Origin of the sequence: Mesorhizobium sp. M0701, from assembly GCF_040320365.1 — a bacterium.
Classification (GTDB): Bacteria; Pseudomonadota; Alphaproteobacteria; order Rhizobiales; family Rhizobiaceae; genus Mesorhizobium.
This window is the reverse complement of sequence record NZ_JAMYPO010000040.1, coordinates 1-16,784: the sequence shown is the minus strand read 5'-3', so window position 1 is coordinate 16,784 and position 16,784 is coordinate 1. Positions and strand designations below refer to the sequence as shown.

Here is a 16,784-nt window from a genome sequence, read left to right as displayed (position 1 = left end):
AGGAATGCAACTTTGTTGCAGCCGATGACGGGTACGTTTACGGCTCTTCGAGACGATTAAGGGCGAATTGGATCGGCAGGTGCGCATCCAGAATCTGGGTTCAGGCAAGCACGACGAATTTGTCGACGGGATCGACATCGTTTGGACGGCTCCGGAGGAAGGCAAAGATCCGCGCGTGGTGGTCGGGTGGTATCGCGGTGCGCGACTGTATCGCCACCGCCAGCACTTCAAGGGGCGTAACCCTTCCGCCCAGCATTACAAGGATAAGATCAGGTCGTTCAGGGCTAGGACACTCGCCGAAAATGCATTCGTGCTGCCCCCGGAGGATAGGCACCGTGGCAAAGGGTGGAGTGGCCAGGCAAGCTGGTGGTATGCGAACGATACGACAGATCGATCCGCCAGAGCATTCGTCAAGAGAGTAAAGGCATTTATCGAAGGCGAGCCAGTCGCTCCCGTCGGGGCATCGCCCGATCATGATGGAGGTCGTGGCCGACCGGCTGGAGCGGCAGCGTCCGACGTCTACAAACGGTATGTGCGGAAGTACGAGATCAATGTCCATCCTCAGCATGACAGTCTGCAAAAACAGTTCGTAGCGTTTCTCAGCGAGCGATATCCGCGGATTGATTTTCCCGCTTGTTTTCGCGACGACCTTCGGTTGCGGTTGACGCAATGCCGGAAGTGATGGTCGAGATCAAGCCTGCTGATGCGGCTACGATGCGCTTCGCGATTCGCGCCGCGACCGGCCAGTTGCTCGACTACCGCCAGCATCAGCGGTGGACTGGCCGACAGGTAATTCTCGTCGGTGCGAAGGTGACGAGCAAGAACGATCTAAGTCTGGCGTTTGACAACGGCTTTGGCCTGGCCTGGCCCATTGGAACCGGCGGATTCGAGATCCGCTGGCCCGACGGCGCTGGTTGATTGGCAAGCAAGCGCCGAACGTCCGGAGGCTAAAGCTCAGGGTCGCGATGGATCGGCATTGCTGCTTTCGGTGCCGAACCCAATCTCTCATGTGGGGATATCGCAGTCCTCCAAACGATGCTCAAGTCGGTAGTAATGGTCCCTTATGCTTCGCAATCGTGCAATCAGTCCTTACTCGCCGGCGCGCAGAGCTGTGACGAACTCGTTTTCCTCCGCGAACCTGCTTAGGAGAGATCGTATCGCGTACGTACGACATCGATGTTTTGCGCCAGCTCAGTGCGGCCAATTTTGTACGATTGCTTGAATTCAGCGTATATCACGCCGTAGATTCAATCAGTCTGCGGCGCAGTTCGATGAACACTGCATCGTCCGTCGATTCGGATAGTCTGGCATCCGACAGTATGTTTCTGACGTGGAGCTCAGTGACGCAGACCGCTGATATAGCACTTGTGTCAACGATCAACGCCAAACCGAGAGGCTTTCTTATCGTCTTGCATTTTGAGAAATTTCTACCCCTTGAGTGTCTCAGATGCGTATGCGCGAGCCTCTAAGGTCGCTGTACGTTGGCTTTAACGGTGCGGCAGATGCCGCGCACCGAGGTGCTTTGTCGACAACCGGTGTCGGTCGCCATGGCCCGGAGGTGAAGCCGGCGAGGCGCTTGCGCTGGTCCATGAGTAATCGTGCGGAGGACCGCGCCGCGCCGTGCCTCGCATCTCTCGTGCCGCTTGCGCTGCTGAGGCCTCTTCTGTCAGGCGGTCTAGGTTTCGCGCTTCGGGCCGAGCAGGAACACTGTCAGGGCGGCGGCGAACGTGGCAACAGCACTGTAGGCAATGGCACTGGTAATCCCGGCATTGTCCACCAATACTCCGCCGAAAATCGCGCCGGCTGCGATTGCCACTTGGAATGCTACGACCATCAGCACACCGGCGCTTTCGGCCTGCTCGGGAACGGCCCGCCGCACCATCCACGTCTGTAATCCCACCGGCACGGCGCCGAAGGCAAAGCCCCACCCGGCAACCGCAATCGCCGAGGCGAAGGCCGATGCTCCCGCCATCAGCAGCGAAACAGCGGCTATCGCTATGAGCAGCGGTGCAAGGGCCGCGACTGCCTTGAGACTGTACTCGGCCAGAAGCCCGCCGGCCAAATTGCCGAAGAATCCCCCGATGCCAAAAGCAAGCAACACAAGCGAAATCGTTTCGACGTCCAGAGCGGGAACCTTCTCGAGGAAGGCGCGGATATAAGTGATTCCGGCGAAGTGGCCGGAACCGACAAGCAGGATGACCACAAGCGCGACCTTGACCATCGGAATCTTAGCCACATTCAGCAGGCTGCGGAAGCTAGCCACTCCAATCGGAGGCAGTCTCGGAATGGTTATGAGTTGCACCAGCAGTGTAGCCGCGCCGCCGACTGCGGCGAGCATGAAGGCACTTCGCCATCCCCAGATATCGCCGACATAAGCGCCGATTGGAGCTGCGCAAACGGTAGCCACGGAAACGCCGGTGAGGATGATCGCCATAGCGCGCGGCAGGAGGTGGCTTGGAACGAGCCGCATCGCCAGTGCTGCCGACATCGACCAGAAGCCTCCGAGCGCTATGCCGAGCACGACGCGTGCAGTCAGGAGAACCGCCAGCGACCACGCGCCGGCCGCCAGAACGTCCGACAGGATCAGCAGCAGCGTCATCGCCCACATGACGAGCCTGCGGTCCAGGCGCTTTGTGATGATAGCCAACGTCGGCGCCGAGATCGCCCCGACGATAGCGGTCGCCGTCATCGCCTGTCCAGCCGCTCCCTCGGTGATGCCGAGATCATGTGCGAGCGGCGTGAGCAGGCTGACAGGCAGAAACTCTGCGGTCACCAGCCCGAAGGTGCCCAAGGAAAGCGAAATGACCGCACCCCATGCGGGACCAGACGGTGGGACGGGCTTTTCTGGGTCGTGCAGAACAGCGTCCACAACGCCTGCCGCGGATTGGGTCATGAACGAAGTCTCCACTTTGATGCAATGCAACCTGATTTTGGCTGCCTTGACCCAAATTTAAAAACACAAGCGCATTTCCCGGCGGCGTTGCACGGAGGAGGGGATGTTCATTGCTTCGCGATATTTTGTGACGGTGCGGCGCGCAACATCGATGCCGGTTTCCTTCAGCCGGGCAGCGATGTCCTCGTCGGAAAGCACGTCACCGTGAGATTCTGCGGCAATCATCGCTTTGATCCGATGGCGGACAGCTTCGGCTGAGTGCGCATCGCCGCCTTGGCAGGACGCGATTGCGACGGTGAAAAAATACTTCAGTTCAAAGACGCCGCGCGGGGTAAGCATGTACTTGTTCGAGGTCACCCGGCTTACCGTCGACTCGTGCACGCCGATCGCGTCAGCGACGGTTCTGAGATTGAGAGGGCGCAGGTGGGCGACGCCATGTTCCAAAAAGGCATCCTGCTGACGCACGATTTCAGCCGCAACCTTAACGATGGTCTTGGCGCGCTGATCGAGGCTGCGGATTAGCCAGTTCGCGTTTTGCAAGCATTCGTCGAGAAATGCTTTATCCTTCGCACTTTGGGCAGTTTGACGCGAGACTTCGGCATAGTAGCTTTGGTTGATCAGCAGCTTTGGCAGTGTGGCGGGATCGAGTTCGATCTGCCATCCCCCTTGCGGTGAGGGCGTGACCCAGATGTCGGGTATGATTGATTCAGACGCACCGGATTGGAATCGGTTCCCAGGCTTGGGATCGAGCGCCCGAATCTCATGCATCATGTCGAGAAGGTCTTCTTCATCGACTCCGCAATGCTGCTTCAGTGCCTCAAAATCGCGCCGCGCAAGCATTTCAAGATGGGCAACCAAAGCTGCCATTGCCGGGTCGAGCCGGTTACGCTGGCGCAACTGGATCTCGAGGCATTCTCTGAGACTTCGCGCAAAAACTCCCGGTGGATCAAATTGCTGCAAGGTTCCGAGAACCCGTTCCACAACAGCCTCATGGACATTCAGGCTCTCGGCCAGCTCCAAAAGGTTTGCCCGAAGATAGCCAGTATCTTCCAGATCGGCGGCAAGCTGGCCAGCGATCAGCCGCTCCTGGGGTGTGAACGCAGTGAGGGCGATCTGACGAGCGACATGGTCGTGCAATGTTTCGGCGAGGGTGGCAAACTCGTCGAGGGAAGGGCCATTGCCCGGCGGGTTGTTGGTCGTGTTGCCGAGTGATTTCCATTGCCCGAGCCGTTCAGGCGACCCTGCCCCGGTCGGTCCTTCAACGGCGTTTGCGCCAGGGCCGACAGGCTGATCCGCTCCCGAAATCGAGACGTCGTCAAAAGGCCCGCCATCGCTTGATGCAGATTCCAAAAGCGGGTTCTTCTCGATTTCCCGCTCCACGAACTGATGCAGTTCAGTATGCGCCAGTTGCAGCAGGCGAATCGACTCAATGAGTTGAGGCGATGCGACCATGGATTGCTTCTGGCGCTGAAGCAGGCTTGCTGAGGATTGCATGGTGAGCGCGAAAATCCTGTCGAGGAGCCTCTTGGAGCCGGCAATGGCACCACTGAGACGTATTCTAGGTCATGCGGCGGCTTTCAGCGTTTCGAGAACGTTTTGCGGGGACGAGACGCCATAGGGGTCGGCCTCGCAGTTGTCGGAGAAACCTTCCTCCTCGAACCAGTGCTCCACCACGCCATTGTTGATCAGGGCGGCGTAGCGCCAGGAGCGCATCCCGAAGCCGAGATTGTCCTTGGCGACCAGCATGCCCATTTTGCGTGTGAACTCGCCTGAGCCATCGGGGATGAGCTCGACCTGCTTCAGGCCCAAGGACTTCCCCCACGCATTCATGACGAAGGCGTCGTTGACTGAGAGGCAGTAAATCGCGTCAATTCCCTCCTTCTCAAACTCATCATAGAGCTCTTCGAACTGGGGCAATTGGTAGGTCGAGCAGGTCGGCGTGAAGGCGCCAGGCAGCGAGAACAGGATGACCCGCTTGCCGGCAAAGTAGTCGTCCGATGTCTTTTCTTCCCAGCGATATGGATTTGGGCCCTGGACTGACTCATCGCGAACACGCGTGAGAAAGGTGACGAAGGGAACCTTCTTTTGAACGGTCATCAACTTGCTCCTCAGGAAAAAACTGGCGCGCCGGATTCTGGCAGAGGCTGGCGCAATACCGAGCAAAGGCTCGTATGCCGGGGATGAAATGAGGCCCTCGCGGCTCGCACCCTCCTTTTTCCATCGCGATGTAGGGGAACGTCTTGGCTGCTGGTCTTCGTCACCCGAACGCCATCGATCTGAGCAAGTGGAGGCTGTCGAGCCGCTGGAGCAATCTTTCCAAGGCTATGGCGCCGGAAGCGGCATCCATCGCTCGCGCTCGTGCCCGGGACAAAGTGATAGCGGGCCCGAAGTAGCCAATATCGGACGCGTGTGGAGGCCTCAAATGTGACTTCACGCAAGAGACCCGCGTTACTGAGCTGGTTCGGCGTATTGTCGATATTTGCCAGTGACCCGCCGACCTTGGCTTCGGTGGCTCTTTGACGGGGCTCTTGGGCACTCACATGCTGATCAGAACCGGTAAACGGCAATTGCGCGAGCGCCATGTGTTGGCGTGCCGGCATCGGACCAGTCGTGCGCAAAGCGGCCGCCGAGGAGGGACCTCCGGAGGAGATGATGTACCGATGTTCAACGGGAACGGGCACCGTCTCCTCAGGCCACGGTCTAGAGCTTCGCGTGTCGGGCATGGCGCAAGTCGCTTTCATCGTGTTTTGATGGGCTCTGACCAGGAGCAGCAAGCGGCGTGCCATTTCAAATAGAGATGCTTTTGGACCGCCCCCTTTTTCTCGGAGGCCGTGTCTTAGAAGATCGGGCGCGCGCTATAACCGCCTCGTCACCACACGCAACAACGGTGCTGTATGGTGCGGGTATTCGGCGCTTCAGCCCCGGCTGGGCAAAGAAGAACCGGAAGCCGAGCCGATGCATGGCGGGCACTCCAGTCGTAGCGTGTGCCGCTAGCGTTCATGGGTGCGCAGGCACGGCTATCGCGAACACGCGCCTGTCGCAGCAACATGAGCGCGCGCTCTTGGGCAAGCGCCCCGGCGCCGTGAGGATCGAATTCCCCAATCGTGTCTGTTTGCCGCCCTCTTATGTTCGAAACTGGACCAGAATGTCGCAAGCCCGACCTAAAGGTCGCCCGAGGCGTTCTGTCCGACACTGTTCCGTCGCCTTTGTTGGCCCGCGACACCGGCTTATTTCGCCTAGCTCTTCTCTGGCCTCAGGCTAAGCCGCTGAGAAGCTGCCACAATCTTTTTCTGCTGCGGCCAAATTGGCACGAGATTTGAAGCACCTTCGTTGCGGGCCGGGAGCCGCCGACCGACTTTCATTTCGTGGATGGCACGAATGGAACGAAGAAAGAAAAGCAAAATGTCAAATCCGCGTCGGATAGCGTCTATGGGCAGGGGGTCCTCGGCGAAACCGCCCTTACCCAACAGCTCGCCGCCCTTGTCGACCCTTGCTCAGGAAATCTTGGCCGGCGGCGGCTCAAAGGCCCACCACACCGACCTTATCCTGAAATCGATGGTGCAGGATAAAGTTCTGCATCTCGCCGCGCGGTGTGCCTAGACAGTTACACGTTGGCCGATCTTGATAATCAGGCCGGCCGTCGGAGGACGTCATCTGTATGCCGTCTTAGGTCATTCGCTGCCGCAGCGCCCGCCGGTCACCTTCCGCCCTTCCATCGCTATAGAGTGAAGTGCCACCATGCCCGAACAACCTTTGCCGACGCTGCCGATGTGGCGCGTCGATCACATTGAGCCCTCGCCCGAGATGTTGGCACTACGCGCCAACGGTCCGATCCACCGCGTGCGCTTCCCGTCCGGGCACGAAGGCTGGTGGGTCACAGGCTACGACGAGGCCAAGGCGGTGTTGTCCGACGCGGCGTTCCGGCCCTCCGGAATGCCGCCGGCGGCATTCACCCCGGATTCGGTGATTCTCGGTTCGCCGGGGTGGCTGGTCTCGCACGAGGGGGGCGAGCATGCGCGGTTACGTGCGATCGTGGCGCCGGCCTTCAGCAACGGCAGGGTGAAGCTGCTCGCGCAACAGGTCAAGGCGATCGCCGCGCAGTTGTTCGAGACGCTGGCGGCCCAGCCCCAGCCCGCCGACCTGCGGCGCCACCTCTCCTTTCCGCTTCCGGGCATGGTCATCAGCGCGCTGATGGGCGTGCTCTACGAGGATCACGCCTTTTTCGCCGGGCTGTCGGACGAGGTGATGACGCACCAGCATGAAAGCGGCCCGCGCAGCGCGTCGCGCTTGGCCTGGGAAGAACTGCGTGCCTACATTCGCGGCAAGATGCGGGACAAGCGCCAGGATCCGGGCGACAACCTGCTGACGGATCTGCTCGCGGCGGTCGACCAGGGCAAGGCGACCGAGGAAGAGGCGATCGGCCTGGCGGCGGGCATGCTGGTGGCGGGGCACGAGAGCACCGTCACGCAGATCGAATTCGGCCTGCTGGCCATGTTCCGCCATCCGCAACAGCGCGAACGCCTGGTCGGCGATCTATCCCTGGTGGACAAGGCGGTGGAGGAAATCCTGCGCATGTACCCGCCGGGCGCGGGCTGGGACGGCATCATGCGCTATCCGAGGACCGACGTGACTATCGCGTGCGTGCATGTTCCCGCGGAGAGCAAGGTGCTGGTCGGCCTGCCGGCGACGTCGTTCGATCCGCGCCATTTCAAGGACCCGGAAATCTTCGACATTGGACGTGACGAAAACCCGCACCTGGCGTTCTCCCATGGGCCGCACTACTGCATCGGCGCGGCGCTGGCCAGGCTGGAACTCAAGGTGGTGTTCGGTTCGATCTTCCAGCGCTTTCCCGCGCTGCGCCTGGCCGTGGCGCCCGAAGAACTGAAGTTGCGCAAGGAGATCATCACTGGCGGGTTCGAGGAGTTCCCGGTGCTCTGGTGATGCGCGGACGCCACCGGGAACCGCGATGTTCTCCGAATTCGCCGGCGCGCCTGCCGCGCGCCGGTCAGATCAGCCAGCAACAGGTGACCAATGGATGTACAAGAAACCACGGCAGCATGCCGGGACGCCTTCGCCGAACTGGCGTCGCCAGCGTGCATTCAGGACCCGTATCCATTCATGCGGTGGTTGCGCGAGCACGATCCGGTGCATCGCGCGGCGTCGGGCCTCTTTCTGTTGAGCCGCCACGCCGACATCTACTGGGCGCTCAAGGCCACGGGCGATGCTTTTCGGGGACCGGCGCCGGGCGAACTGGCGCGCTATTTCCCGCGGGCGGCGACCAGCCTGTCACTCAATCTGCTGGCGTCCACGCTAGCCATGAAGGAACCACCGACTCATACGCGTCTGCGCCGGCTGATCTCGCGCGATTTCACCATCGGCCGGATCGACAACCTGAGGCCGACCATCGCTCGCATTGTCACAGCGCGCCTGGACGGCATGGCGCCCGCACTGGAGCGCGGGGAGGCAGTGGACCTGCATCAGGAATTCGCGCTGGCCTTGCCCATGCTGGTTTTCGGCGAACTGTTCGGCATGCCCCCGGACGACATTCTCGGGCTCGTCACCGGCATCAGCGCCATTCTGGAAGGCCTGAGCCCGCACGCCAGCGATCCCCAACTCGCTGCGGGGGACGCGGCCAGCGCCAGGGTGCAGGCCTACTTCGGCGACCTCATACAGCGCAAGCGCACCGATGCCCGCCACGACATCGTGTCAATGCTGGTTGGCGCACACGACGACGATGCCGAGATGCTGTCGGATGCGGAATTGATCAGCATGCTATGGGGCATGCTGCTGGGCGGCTTCGCCACCACTGCCGCGGCCATCGGCCATGCGGTCCTGGCGATGCTGGCGTATCCCGAACAGCGGCACTGGCTGAAGGGAGATGCCGTGGGGGTGAAGGCATTCGTCGAAGAAGCCTTGCGCTACGACGCGCCCGCCATGTTCAGCTCCATTCCGCGTATCGCCCAGCGCGACATCGAACTGGGCGGCGTGGTGATCCCGAAGAACGCGGACGTGCGCGTGCTGATCGCGGCCGGCAATCGCGACCCGGACGCCTTCGCCGATCCCGACCGCTTCGATCCCGTGCGGTTCTACGGCACCAGTCCTGGCATGTCGATCGACGGGAAGATCATGCTGACCTTCGGCCACGGCATCCACTTCTGCCTGGGTGCGCAACTGGCCCGAGTGCAGTTGGCCGAGAGCCTGCCGCGGATCCAGGCGCGCTTCCCCACGCTGGCATTGGCCGAGCAGCCGACCCGGGAGCCCTCCGCGTTCCTTAGGACGTTCCGCGCGCTGCCGGTGCGGCTGCATGGGCAGGAGGGCTGAGATGCGCGTCCTGGTCGATCAGGATCTGTGCGGAACTACCGGGCAGTGCGTGCTGACGCTGCCGGGCACCTTTCGCCAGCGCGAACCGGACGGCGTGGCCGAAGTGTGCGTGGCGACGGTCCCGCAGGCGCTGCACGCCGCCGTGCGGCTTGCGGCCAACCAGTGCCCGGTCGCCGCCATTCGGGTCATCGAAAGCGACGCTGGCGATGACGAGCGCGCCAGCGCCGACCCTGCGCCTTCTCCGGCGCAGGCCCAGCGGCATGCCGCGAAGGACCAATGCAATTCAGGAGACACGATGGGACGGTTTGAAGGCAAGGTGGCCGTGGTGACCGGCGCCGGCGCCGGCATCGGCAAGGCATGCGCTCTCGCCATCGCGCGCGGAGGCGGCAGAGTGGTGGTGGCCGACATTGATGGCTCGGCGGCCATCGCCTGCACCGCGCAGATCGCGGCCGAAGCAGGCCACGCGCTGCCCATAGCCATGGATATCGCCGATGAGCAGGCGGTGGCAGCGCTGTTCGAGACGGCGGAGCGTCACTTCGGGGGGGTCGACCTGCTGGTGAACAATGCGAGCGCCATGCATCTGACCCCGCGCGACCGCGCGATCCTTGACCTAGACCTGGCAGTCTGGGACCAGACCATCGCGACCAATCTGCGCGGCACGCTGCTCTGCTGCCGGCAGGCCATGCCACGTATGATCGCCCGCGGCGGTGGCGCGATCGTCAACATGTCGTCGTGCCAGGGGCTCAGCGGTGACACGGCGCAGACGTCCTACGCCGCGTCGAAGGCGGCGATGAACATGCTCTCGGCTTCGCTCGCCACCCAATACGGTCATGCGCAGATCCGCTGCAACGCGGTTGCGCCGGGTCTCGTCATGACAGAGCGTCTCCTCGCCAAGCTGGACGAGTGCATGCAACGGCACTTGCGCCGGCACCAGCTCCTGCCGCGCGTCGGCCGCCCCGAGGACGTGGCCGCCCTCGTGGCGTTCCTGCTCTCCGACGATGCTGCGTTCATCACCGGCCAAGTCGTGTGCATCGATGGCGGCATGCTGGCGCATGTGCCGACATACGCCGACGGCGGCAACAGCTGCGCCGCGCGCCCTGCCGGCGACACCGAATCGGCGGCGGCGGCGCGCTGCTGATGGACATGCTGCTCAACCCACTCAACCGTCGGCACCGGCTGCGATGCGACATCCCGGTCATGCCTGGCGCTTTCCCCCTGGTCGGGCATCTTCCCGCCATCGTCTGCGACCTGCCGCGCCTGCTGCAGCGCGCAGAACGGACGCTGGGCAGCCACTTCTGGCTGGATTTCGGCCCTGCCGGACACCTGATGACCTGCGTGCATCCGGATGCGTTCGCACTGCTCCGGCACAAGGACGTGTCCTCGGCGCTGATCGAAGAGATCGCGCCCGAATTGCTTGGCGGAACGTTGGTTGCCCAGGACGGCGGCGCGCACCGGCAAGCGCGCGATGCGATCAAGGCGGCGTTCCTGCCCAAGGGGCTAACCCAGGCCGGCATCGGCGACCTGTTCGCGCCCGTCATCCGGGCGCGGGTGCAGGCATGGCGCGAGCGCGGCGACGTAACCATCCTGCGCGAAACCGGCGACCTGATGCTCAAGCTCATCTTCAGCCTCATGGGAATCCCCGCGCAGGACCTGCCGGGATGGCATCGCAAATACCGGCAACTGCTGCAGTTGATCGTCGCGCCACCGGTCGACCTGCCCGGACTGCCCTTGCGGCGAGGCCGCGCCGCCCGCGACTGGATCGACGCGCAGTTGCGCCAGTTCGTCCGCGACGCGCGCGCGCATGCCGCGCGCACCGGGTTGATCAACGACATGGTGAGCGCCTTCGACCGCAGCGACGATGCGCTTTCCGATGACGTCCTGGTCGCCAATATCCGCTTGCTGCTGCTTGCCGGTCACGACACCACTGCCTCGACGATGGCCTGGATGGTGATCGAGCTGGCGCGGCAGCCTGTGCTGTGGGACGCCCTCGTCGAGGAGGCTCAACGCGTGGGCGCGGTGCCGACCCGGCACGCGGATCTGGCGCAGTGTCCGGTCGCCGAGGCGCTGTTCCGCGAGACGCTGCGCCTGCATCCGGCGACCACGCTCCTGCCGCGTCGCGCCCTGCAGGAATTGCAACTCGGCCAACGGCGCATTCCCGCGGGCACCCATCTGTGCATCCCGCTGCTGCATTTCTCGACCTCGGCGCTGCTGCACGAGGCGCCTGATCAGTTCCGCCTGGCGCGGTGGCTGCAACGCACGGAGCCGATCCGGCCCGTGGACATGCTGCAGTTCGGTACCGGCCCACACGTCTGCATCGGCTACCACCTGGTATGGCTGGAAATGGTGCAGTTCTGCATCGCCTTGGCGCTGACCATGCACAAGGCCGGGGTGCGGCCGCGGTTACTGAGCGGCGTCGAAAAAGGCCGGCGCTATTACCCGACCGCACATCCGTCCATGGCAATCCGCATAGGCTTCTCATGAGCTGGCATCGCATGCCCCGTGTGGCGAGGCAGCGGCGCCGGCGACGCGCGGCATTGCTGCACTCGGCGCGCGCGCTCGGTGCGACGCCGGCAACACCGCGGCGGCTTGGCGCTCGCCGTGGCCATCTCGTGTCAGGTACAAGGACATGAACAACACGCAGACCGGTTCCACGCTACACGACGACCGAACTGGCGTTTCCGCGCTCGGCGGATTGGGTGCGCAGGCGCGCGGCGCATCCGGCAGGCTGGTGCCGGAGATCTGGATGCAGGACGGCGCAAAGCGGGTCGAACAGGCGCTGGCGCGTCTTCTCTGCGCCGAAGACGACGGTGAGACCGAGCTGATGGCGGCGATGCGCTACGCCACCTTGCATGGCGGGAAGCGCACCCGCGCCTTGCTCTGTCTGGCGGCCGGCGCACTGGCCGACACGCCAGCGCACATGCTCGACGACGTCGGCGCCGCCATCGAGATGATGCACGCCTGTACCCTGGTCCACGACGACCTGCCCGCGATGGACGACGACGTGCTTCGCCGCGGCCTTCCGACCGTGCACGTCAAGTTTGGCGAAGCCACTGCGATCCTGGTCGGCGATGCGCTGCAGGCGCACGCCTTCCTGACCCTGGCGAGCCTGGATGCGCCGGGCGACAACCGAATCGCGCTCGTGCGCGAACTGGCGCAGGCGGTGTCCGCCGAGGGTGCCGCAGGCGGGCAGGCCATGGATCTGTCGCTGGTCGGAAAGCACGCCGAGCTGGACAGGATCGTGGCGATGCACCGGAAGAAGAGCGGAGCGCTAGTGCGCGCGTCCGTTCGCATGGGCGCGCTATACTCCATCGCGGACGATGCCGCGCACGCTGCGCTGTACTGTGCGCTCGATCGCTACACCGCCTGTTTCGGCCTGGCGTTGCAGGTGGTCGACGACATTCTCGACGCGACAGCGGATACCGCGACGCTGGGCAAGACCCCCGGTAAGGACGCGGCGGCGCAGAAGCCGACCTGCGCGTCGATCATGGGGCTGCAGGCAGCGCGCCAGTTCGCGCTGGATTTGTTGCGCGACGCCGGGGAAGCCATCGCCCCGCTGGGGCCGCGTGCGGAACGGTTGGCACAGATGCTGCAGCGGACCAACGTGTATTTGTCCGCGCCATACGCATGAGCGCGTCCGTCCGCATGGACTCGCCCCTGTGCTGCTGCGATCGGCCGGCGGGCGGTGCATGCTGCACTGTGTCCGAGTCCGCGGCGTCTGCCGACCCTGGTTCTCGTCAACCGTCTGCAGAAGGAACATCCCGCGTGAACGCGCTGTCCGAACGGATCCTTTCCGAATTGCGCCACCTGCTGAGCGAGATGAGCGACGGCGGGAGCGTCGGTCCGTCCGTATACGACACGGCGCGAGCTCTGCAGTTCCACGGCAACGTCACTGGTCGGCAGGACGCATACGCGTGGCTCATCGCGCAGCAACAGGCCGATGGCGGATGGGGAAGTGCGGACTTCCCGCTGTTCCGCCATGCGCCCACGTGGGCGGCGTTGCTGGCATTGCAGCGTGCCGATCCTCTCCCCGGCGCTGCCGACGCAGTCCAGGCTGCAACCCGGTTCCTCGAGCGCCAGCCCGATCCCTACGCGCATGCGGTGCCGGAAGACGCGCCGATCGGCGCGGAGCTGATCCTGCCGCAGTTGTGCGGCGAGGCCGCATCCTTGCTGGGCGGCGTGGCGTTTCCGGGCCACCCGGCGCTGTTGCCGTTGCGGCAAGCGTGCCTGGTCAAGCTGGGGGCGGTGGGGACGTTGCCGAGCGGCCATCCGTTGCTGCACTCCTGGGAAGCCTGGGGGACGTCGCCGACCACCGCATGCCCGGATGACGACGGCAGCATCGGCATCAGTCCGGCGGCCACCGCCGCGTGGCGTGCGCACGCCGTGGCACAGGGAAGCACGCCGCAGGTCGGGCGCGCCGACGCGTATCTCCAGGCGGCATCGCGGGCGACGCGCAGCGGCATCGAAGGTGTCTTTCCCAACGTCTGGCCGATCAATGTATTCGAGCCATGCTGGTCGCTGTACACCCTGCATCTGGCCGGTCTGTTCGCACATCCCGCGCTCGCCGAGGCGGTGCAAGTGATCGTCGCGCAGCTCGACGCCCGCCTGGGCGTGCGCGGTCTGGGCCCGGCCTTGCACTTCGCGGCCGATGCGGACGATACCGCCGTTGCGATGTGCGTCCTGCGCCTTGCAGGCCGCGACCCGGCGGTCGATGCGTTGCGCCATTTCGAAATCGGCGAGCTGTTCGTCACCTTCCCCGGCGAGCGCAATGCCTCGGTGTCGACCAACATCCACGCCCTGCATGCGTTGCGGATGTTGGGAAAGCCCGCCGCCGGCACCAGCGCCTACGTCGAGGCCAATCGCAACCCGCACGGTCTATGGGACAACGAAAAATGGCACGTTTCGTGGCTGTATCCCACCGCGCATGCGGTCGCTGCGCTGGCGCAAGGCAAGCCCCAGTGGCGCGACGAGCGCGCGCTGGCGGCGCTCATGCAGGCGCAGCGCGACGACGGCGGCTGGGGCGCCGGTCGCGCGTCCACATTCGAGGAAACCGCCTATGCGCTGTTCGCGTTGCACGTAATGGACGGGAGCGAAGAGCCGACAGGGCGCCAACGCATCGCGCAGGCGGTGGCGCTTGCCCTGGAGTGGATGCTCGCCCGCCACGCGGCGCATGCATTGCCGCAGACGCCGCTGTGGATCGGCAAGGAACTGTATTGCCCCACCCGGGTGGTGCGCGTGGCCGAACTCGCCGGGTTGTGGCTGGCGCTTCGTTGGGGGCGGCGCGTTCTGGCCGAGGGAGCAGGAGCGGCGCCATGATCCAGACCGAACGCGCGCTGCAGCAGGTGCTGGAGTGGGGGCGTTCCCTAGCCGGGTTCGCCGACGAGCATGCCGTGGAAGCGGTCAGGGGCGGCCAGTACATCCTGCAGCGCATCCACCCGAGCCTGCGCGACACCAGCGCCCGCACCGGCCGCGATCCGCAGGACGAAACGCTGATCGTGGCGTTCTATCGCGAACTGGCGCTGCTGTTCTGGCTCGACGATTGCAACGACCTTGGCCTGATCGCGCCGGAGCAGCTCGCCGCGGTGGAGCAGGCGCTGGGGCAGGGCGTGCCGTGCGCGCTCCCCGGATTCGAGGGCTGCGCTGTGCTGCGCGCTTCGCTGGCCGCGCTCGCCTACGATCGTCGCGACTATGCTCAGCTACTCGACGATACCCGATGCTACTGCGCGGCGCTGCGCGCCGGACACGCGCAGGCGGCAGGGGCGGAACGCTGGTCCTACGCCGAGTACCTGCACAACGGCATCGATTCGATCGCCTACACGAACGTGTTCTGTTGCCTGTCGTTGCTGTGGGGGCTGGACATGGCGACCTTGCGCGCGCGTCCGGCGTTTCGCCAAGTCCTGCGGCTCATCTCCGCGATAGGGCGCTTGCAGAACGATCTCCATGGACGCGAAAAGGACAGGTCGGCCGGCGAGGCCGACAACGCGGCGATCCTGCTGCTGCAGCGCTATCCGGCTATGCCTGTGGTGGAGTTCCTCAACGACGAGCTGGCCGGCCATACGCGCATGCTGCACCGGGTGATGGCGGAAGAACGCTTTCCCGCGCCGTGGGGACCGTTGATCGAGGCCATGGCGGCCATCCGCGCGCAGTACTACCAGACCTCGACCAGCCGCTACCGCAGCGACGCTGCGGGGGGAGGCCAGCGTGCGCCGGCCTGAACGCACGGGAGGCGGCGGCGTGCGCGCGCTGCCGTCGGTCCGATCCGACGCAACGCCGTCGCCCGATGCAACGGATGGAGCGAGCATGAGCGACACCGCCCTGAGCCGGCGCAAGGACGACCATCTGGACATCGTGCTGGATCGCCGAACGGCGCCGGCCACGGTCGCCGCCGGCTGGGAGTACATCCGTTTCGAACACTGCGCATTGCCCGAGTTGGACCTGACGCAGATCGACCTGCGCGCCTCGCTGCTGGGCAAGACCATGCGCGCGCCGCTGCTGATCAGCTCCATGACCGGCGGCATGCCACGCGCAGAGGCCATCAACCGGCATCTGAGCGAGGCAGCGCAAGCGTTGGGCATCGCCATGTGCGTCGGTTCGCAGCGCGTGAGCCTGCAATCCCGCAACTCCCAGGGGCTGACGCGCGCGCTGCGCCGCTTGGTCCCAGACATTCCCTTGCTGGCCAATATCGGCGCCGCGCAACTGCGCGAGGCCGACGGCCTGGACCTGGCGCGCCGGGCGGTGGATGCGCTGGAGGCCGATGGACTCATCGTCCATCTCAATCCGCTGCAGGAAGCGGTACAGCCGGAGGGCGACCGCGACTGGCGCGGCGTCCTGGCACAGATCGCTCGCGCCGCGCGCAGCGTGGGTGTGCCGATCGTGGCCAAGGAAGTGGGGTCGGGCCTGTCCGCCTCGGTGGCCTGTGCGCTCGTCGAAGCGGGCGTGGCGGTGATCGATGTCGCCGGCGCCGGCGGCACCAGTTGGGCCGCGGTGGAGGGCGAGCGCGCCCGCGATGCCGCCGACCGTGCAGTGGCGATGGCGTTCGGCGATTGGGGGATTCCGACCCCGGCCAGCGTGCAGGCGGTACGTCGGGCGCTGCCAAGAGTGAAGCTGATCGCGTCGGGCGGGATCCGCGACGGCGTCGACGTGGCCAAGGCCATCCGCCTGGGCGCGGACATCGCCGGGCAGGCGGCCGGCGTGCTGTGCGCGGCTACGGTATCCACCGAGGCGGTTGTCGCGCATTTCGAGATCGTCATCCGCCAGTTGGCCGTCGCCTGCTTCTGCACCGGCTCGGCTGATCTGGCGGCGTTGCGTCAGGCGCGCTTGTTGTCCTCGGCACATCTGCCCGCCGGTTGATGCCGGCATCGCCCGCACGTGGCGGCGGGCGCCTGAACTGGAGAACCGAAAAAGTGCATTACGACATCATCATCATCGGCGGAGCCATCGTCGGCTCCTCGGTCGCCTATTATCTGCGCGAGGAAGGGTTTTCGGGCGCGATCGCGCTTGTCGAGCGCGACCCGCAATTTTCTCATGCCGCGACGACGCTGTCCTGCGCCTCCATCCGCCAGCAGTTTTCGAT

14 protein-coding genes and 1 pseudogene are annotated in these 16,784 nt (G+C 64.6%); 12 read left to right on the top strand and 3 right to left on the bottom strand.

Annotated elements, in window-relative coordinates:
- Positions 1-79 precede the first annotated feature (79 nt).
- Together NKI24_RS27850 and NKI24_RS27845 are read left to right on the top strand one after the other, a co-directional pair.
- Positions 80-682: a hypothetical protein gene (locus tag NKI24_RS27850; RefSeq protein WP_352749950.1), complete on the top strand. Its 603-nt coding sequence runs from the start codon at positions 80-82 to the stop codon at positions 680-682.
- Entirely contained in the window at positions 670-918 is a 249-nt protein-coding gene (locus tag NKI24_RS27845) for a hypothetical protein (protein ID WP_352516041.1), read from the top strand. The genes NKI24_RS27850 and NKI24_RS27845 overlap by 13 nt, the downstream gene beginning before the upstream one ends.
- A 757-nt stretch (positions 919-1,675) precedes the next feature.
- Here NKI24_RS27845 and NKI24_RS27840 read toward each other — a convergent pair.
- From NKI24_RS27840 to NKI24_RS27830, 3 genes are all read right to left on the bottom strand, one after another.
- Positions 1,676-2,893 (bottom strand): MFS transporter, encoded by a 1,218-nt coding sequence (locus tag NKI24_RS27840; protein WP_352749948.1) that lies wholly within the window; start codon positions 2,891-2,893, stop codon positions 1,676-1,678.
- A 57-nt stretch (positions 2,894-2,950) separates the two neighbouring features.
- Entirely contained in the window at positions 2,951-4,387 is a 1,437-nt protein-coding gene (gene rpoN, locus NKI24_RS27835) for an RNA polymerase factor sigma-54 (RefSeq protein WP_352516038.1), read from the bottom strand.
- A gap of 69 nt (positions 4,388-4,456) precedes the next feature.
- Positions 4,457-4,990, bottom strand: a complete 534-nt coding sequence (locus NKI24_RS27830; protein WP_352516037.1) for a peroxiredoxin — start codon at positions 4,988-4,990, stop codon at positions 4,457-4,459.
- A gap of 1,641 nt (positions 4,991-6,631) precedes the next feature.
- Between NKI24_RS27830 and NKI24_RS27825 the strand changes: the two genes are divergently transcribed.
- The 10 genes and pseudogenes from NKI24_RS27825 to NKI24_RS27780 all read left to right on the top strand — a co-directional run.
- Positions 6,632-7,834 carry a cytochrome P450 gene (locus NKI24_RS27825; protein WP_352749946.1) on the top strand — a complete coding sequence of 401 codons (1,203 nt, stop codon included), beginning with the start codon at positions 6,632-6,634 and terminating at the stop codon, positions 7,832-7,834.
- 90 nt (positions 7,835-7,924) lie between these two features.
- Complete coding sequence (locus NKI24_RS27820; protein WP_352749944.1) at positions 7,925-9,214, top strand: cytochrome P450; 1,290 nt, start codon at positions 7,925-7,927, stop codon at positions 9,212-9,214.
- A pseudogene (locus NKI24_RS27815) lies at positions 9,198-9,341 on the top strand (ferredoxin); the annotation flags it as partial. The gene NKI24_RS27820 and the pseudogene NKI24_RS27815, both read left to right, overlap by 17 nt.
- Positions 9,342-9,509: 168 nt before the next feature.
- Positions 9,510-10,352 carry an SDR family oxidoreductase gene (locus NKI24_RS27810; protein WP_352749984.1) on the top strand — a complete coding sequence of 281 codons (843 nt, stop codon included), beginning with the start codon at positions 9,510-9,512 and terminating at the stop codon, positions 10,350-10,352.
- The gene (locus tag NKI24_RS27805; protein WP_352749942.1) at positions 10,352-11,695 is read left to right on the top strand and encodes a cytochrome P450; all 1,344 of its coding nucleotides are present in this window, start codon (positions 10,352-10,354) and stop codon (positions 11,693-11,695) included. The genes NKI24_RS27810 and NKI24_RS27805 overlap by 1 nt, the downstream gene beginning before the upstream one ends.
- A gap of 145 nt (positions 11,696-11,840) precedes the next feature.
- The gene (locus NKI24_RS27800; RefSeq protein ID WP_352749940.1) at positions 11,841-12,842 is read left to right on the top strand and encodes a polyprenyl synthetase family protein; all 1,002 of its coding nucleotides are present in this window, start codon (positions 11,841-11,843) and stop codon (positions 12,840-12,842) included.
- Positions 12,843-12,976: 134 nt separating this feature from the next.
- Positions 12,977-14,527, top strand: a complete 1,551-nt coding sequence (locus tag NKI24_RS27795; protein WP_352749938.1) for a hypothetical protein — start codon at positions 12,977-12,979, stop codon at positions 14,525-14,527.
- Positions 14,524-15,426 (top strand): terpene synthase family protein, encoded by a 903-nt coding sequence (locus tag NKI24_RS27790; RefSeq protein WP_352749936.1) that lies wholly within the window; start codon positions 14,524-14,526, stop codon positions 15,424-15,426. The genes NKI24_RS27795 and NKI24_RS27790 overlap by 4 nt, the downstream gene beginning before the upstream one ends.
- Positions 15,427-15,511: 85 nt before the next feature.
- A complete protein-coding gene (fni, locus tag NKI24_RS27785; RefSeq protein ID WP_352749934.1) occupies positions 15,512-16,561 on the top strand; it encodes a type 2 isopentenyl-diphosphate Delta-isomerase in 1,050 nt (349 codons plus the stop codon).
- Between the two features lie 53 nt (positions 16,562-16,614).
- Positions 16,615-16,784, top strand: a 170-nt coding sequence (locus NKI24_RS27780; RefSeq protein ID WP_352749983.1) for an FAD-dependent oxidoreductase, incomplete at its 3' end; no start/stop codon positions are given.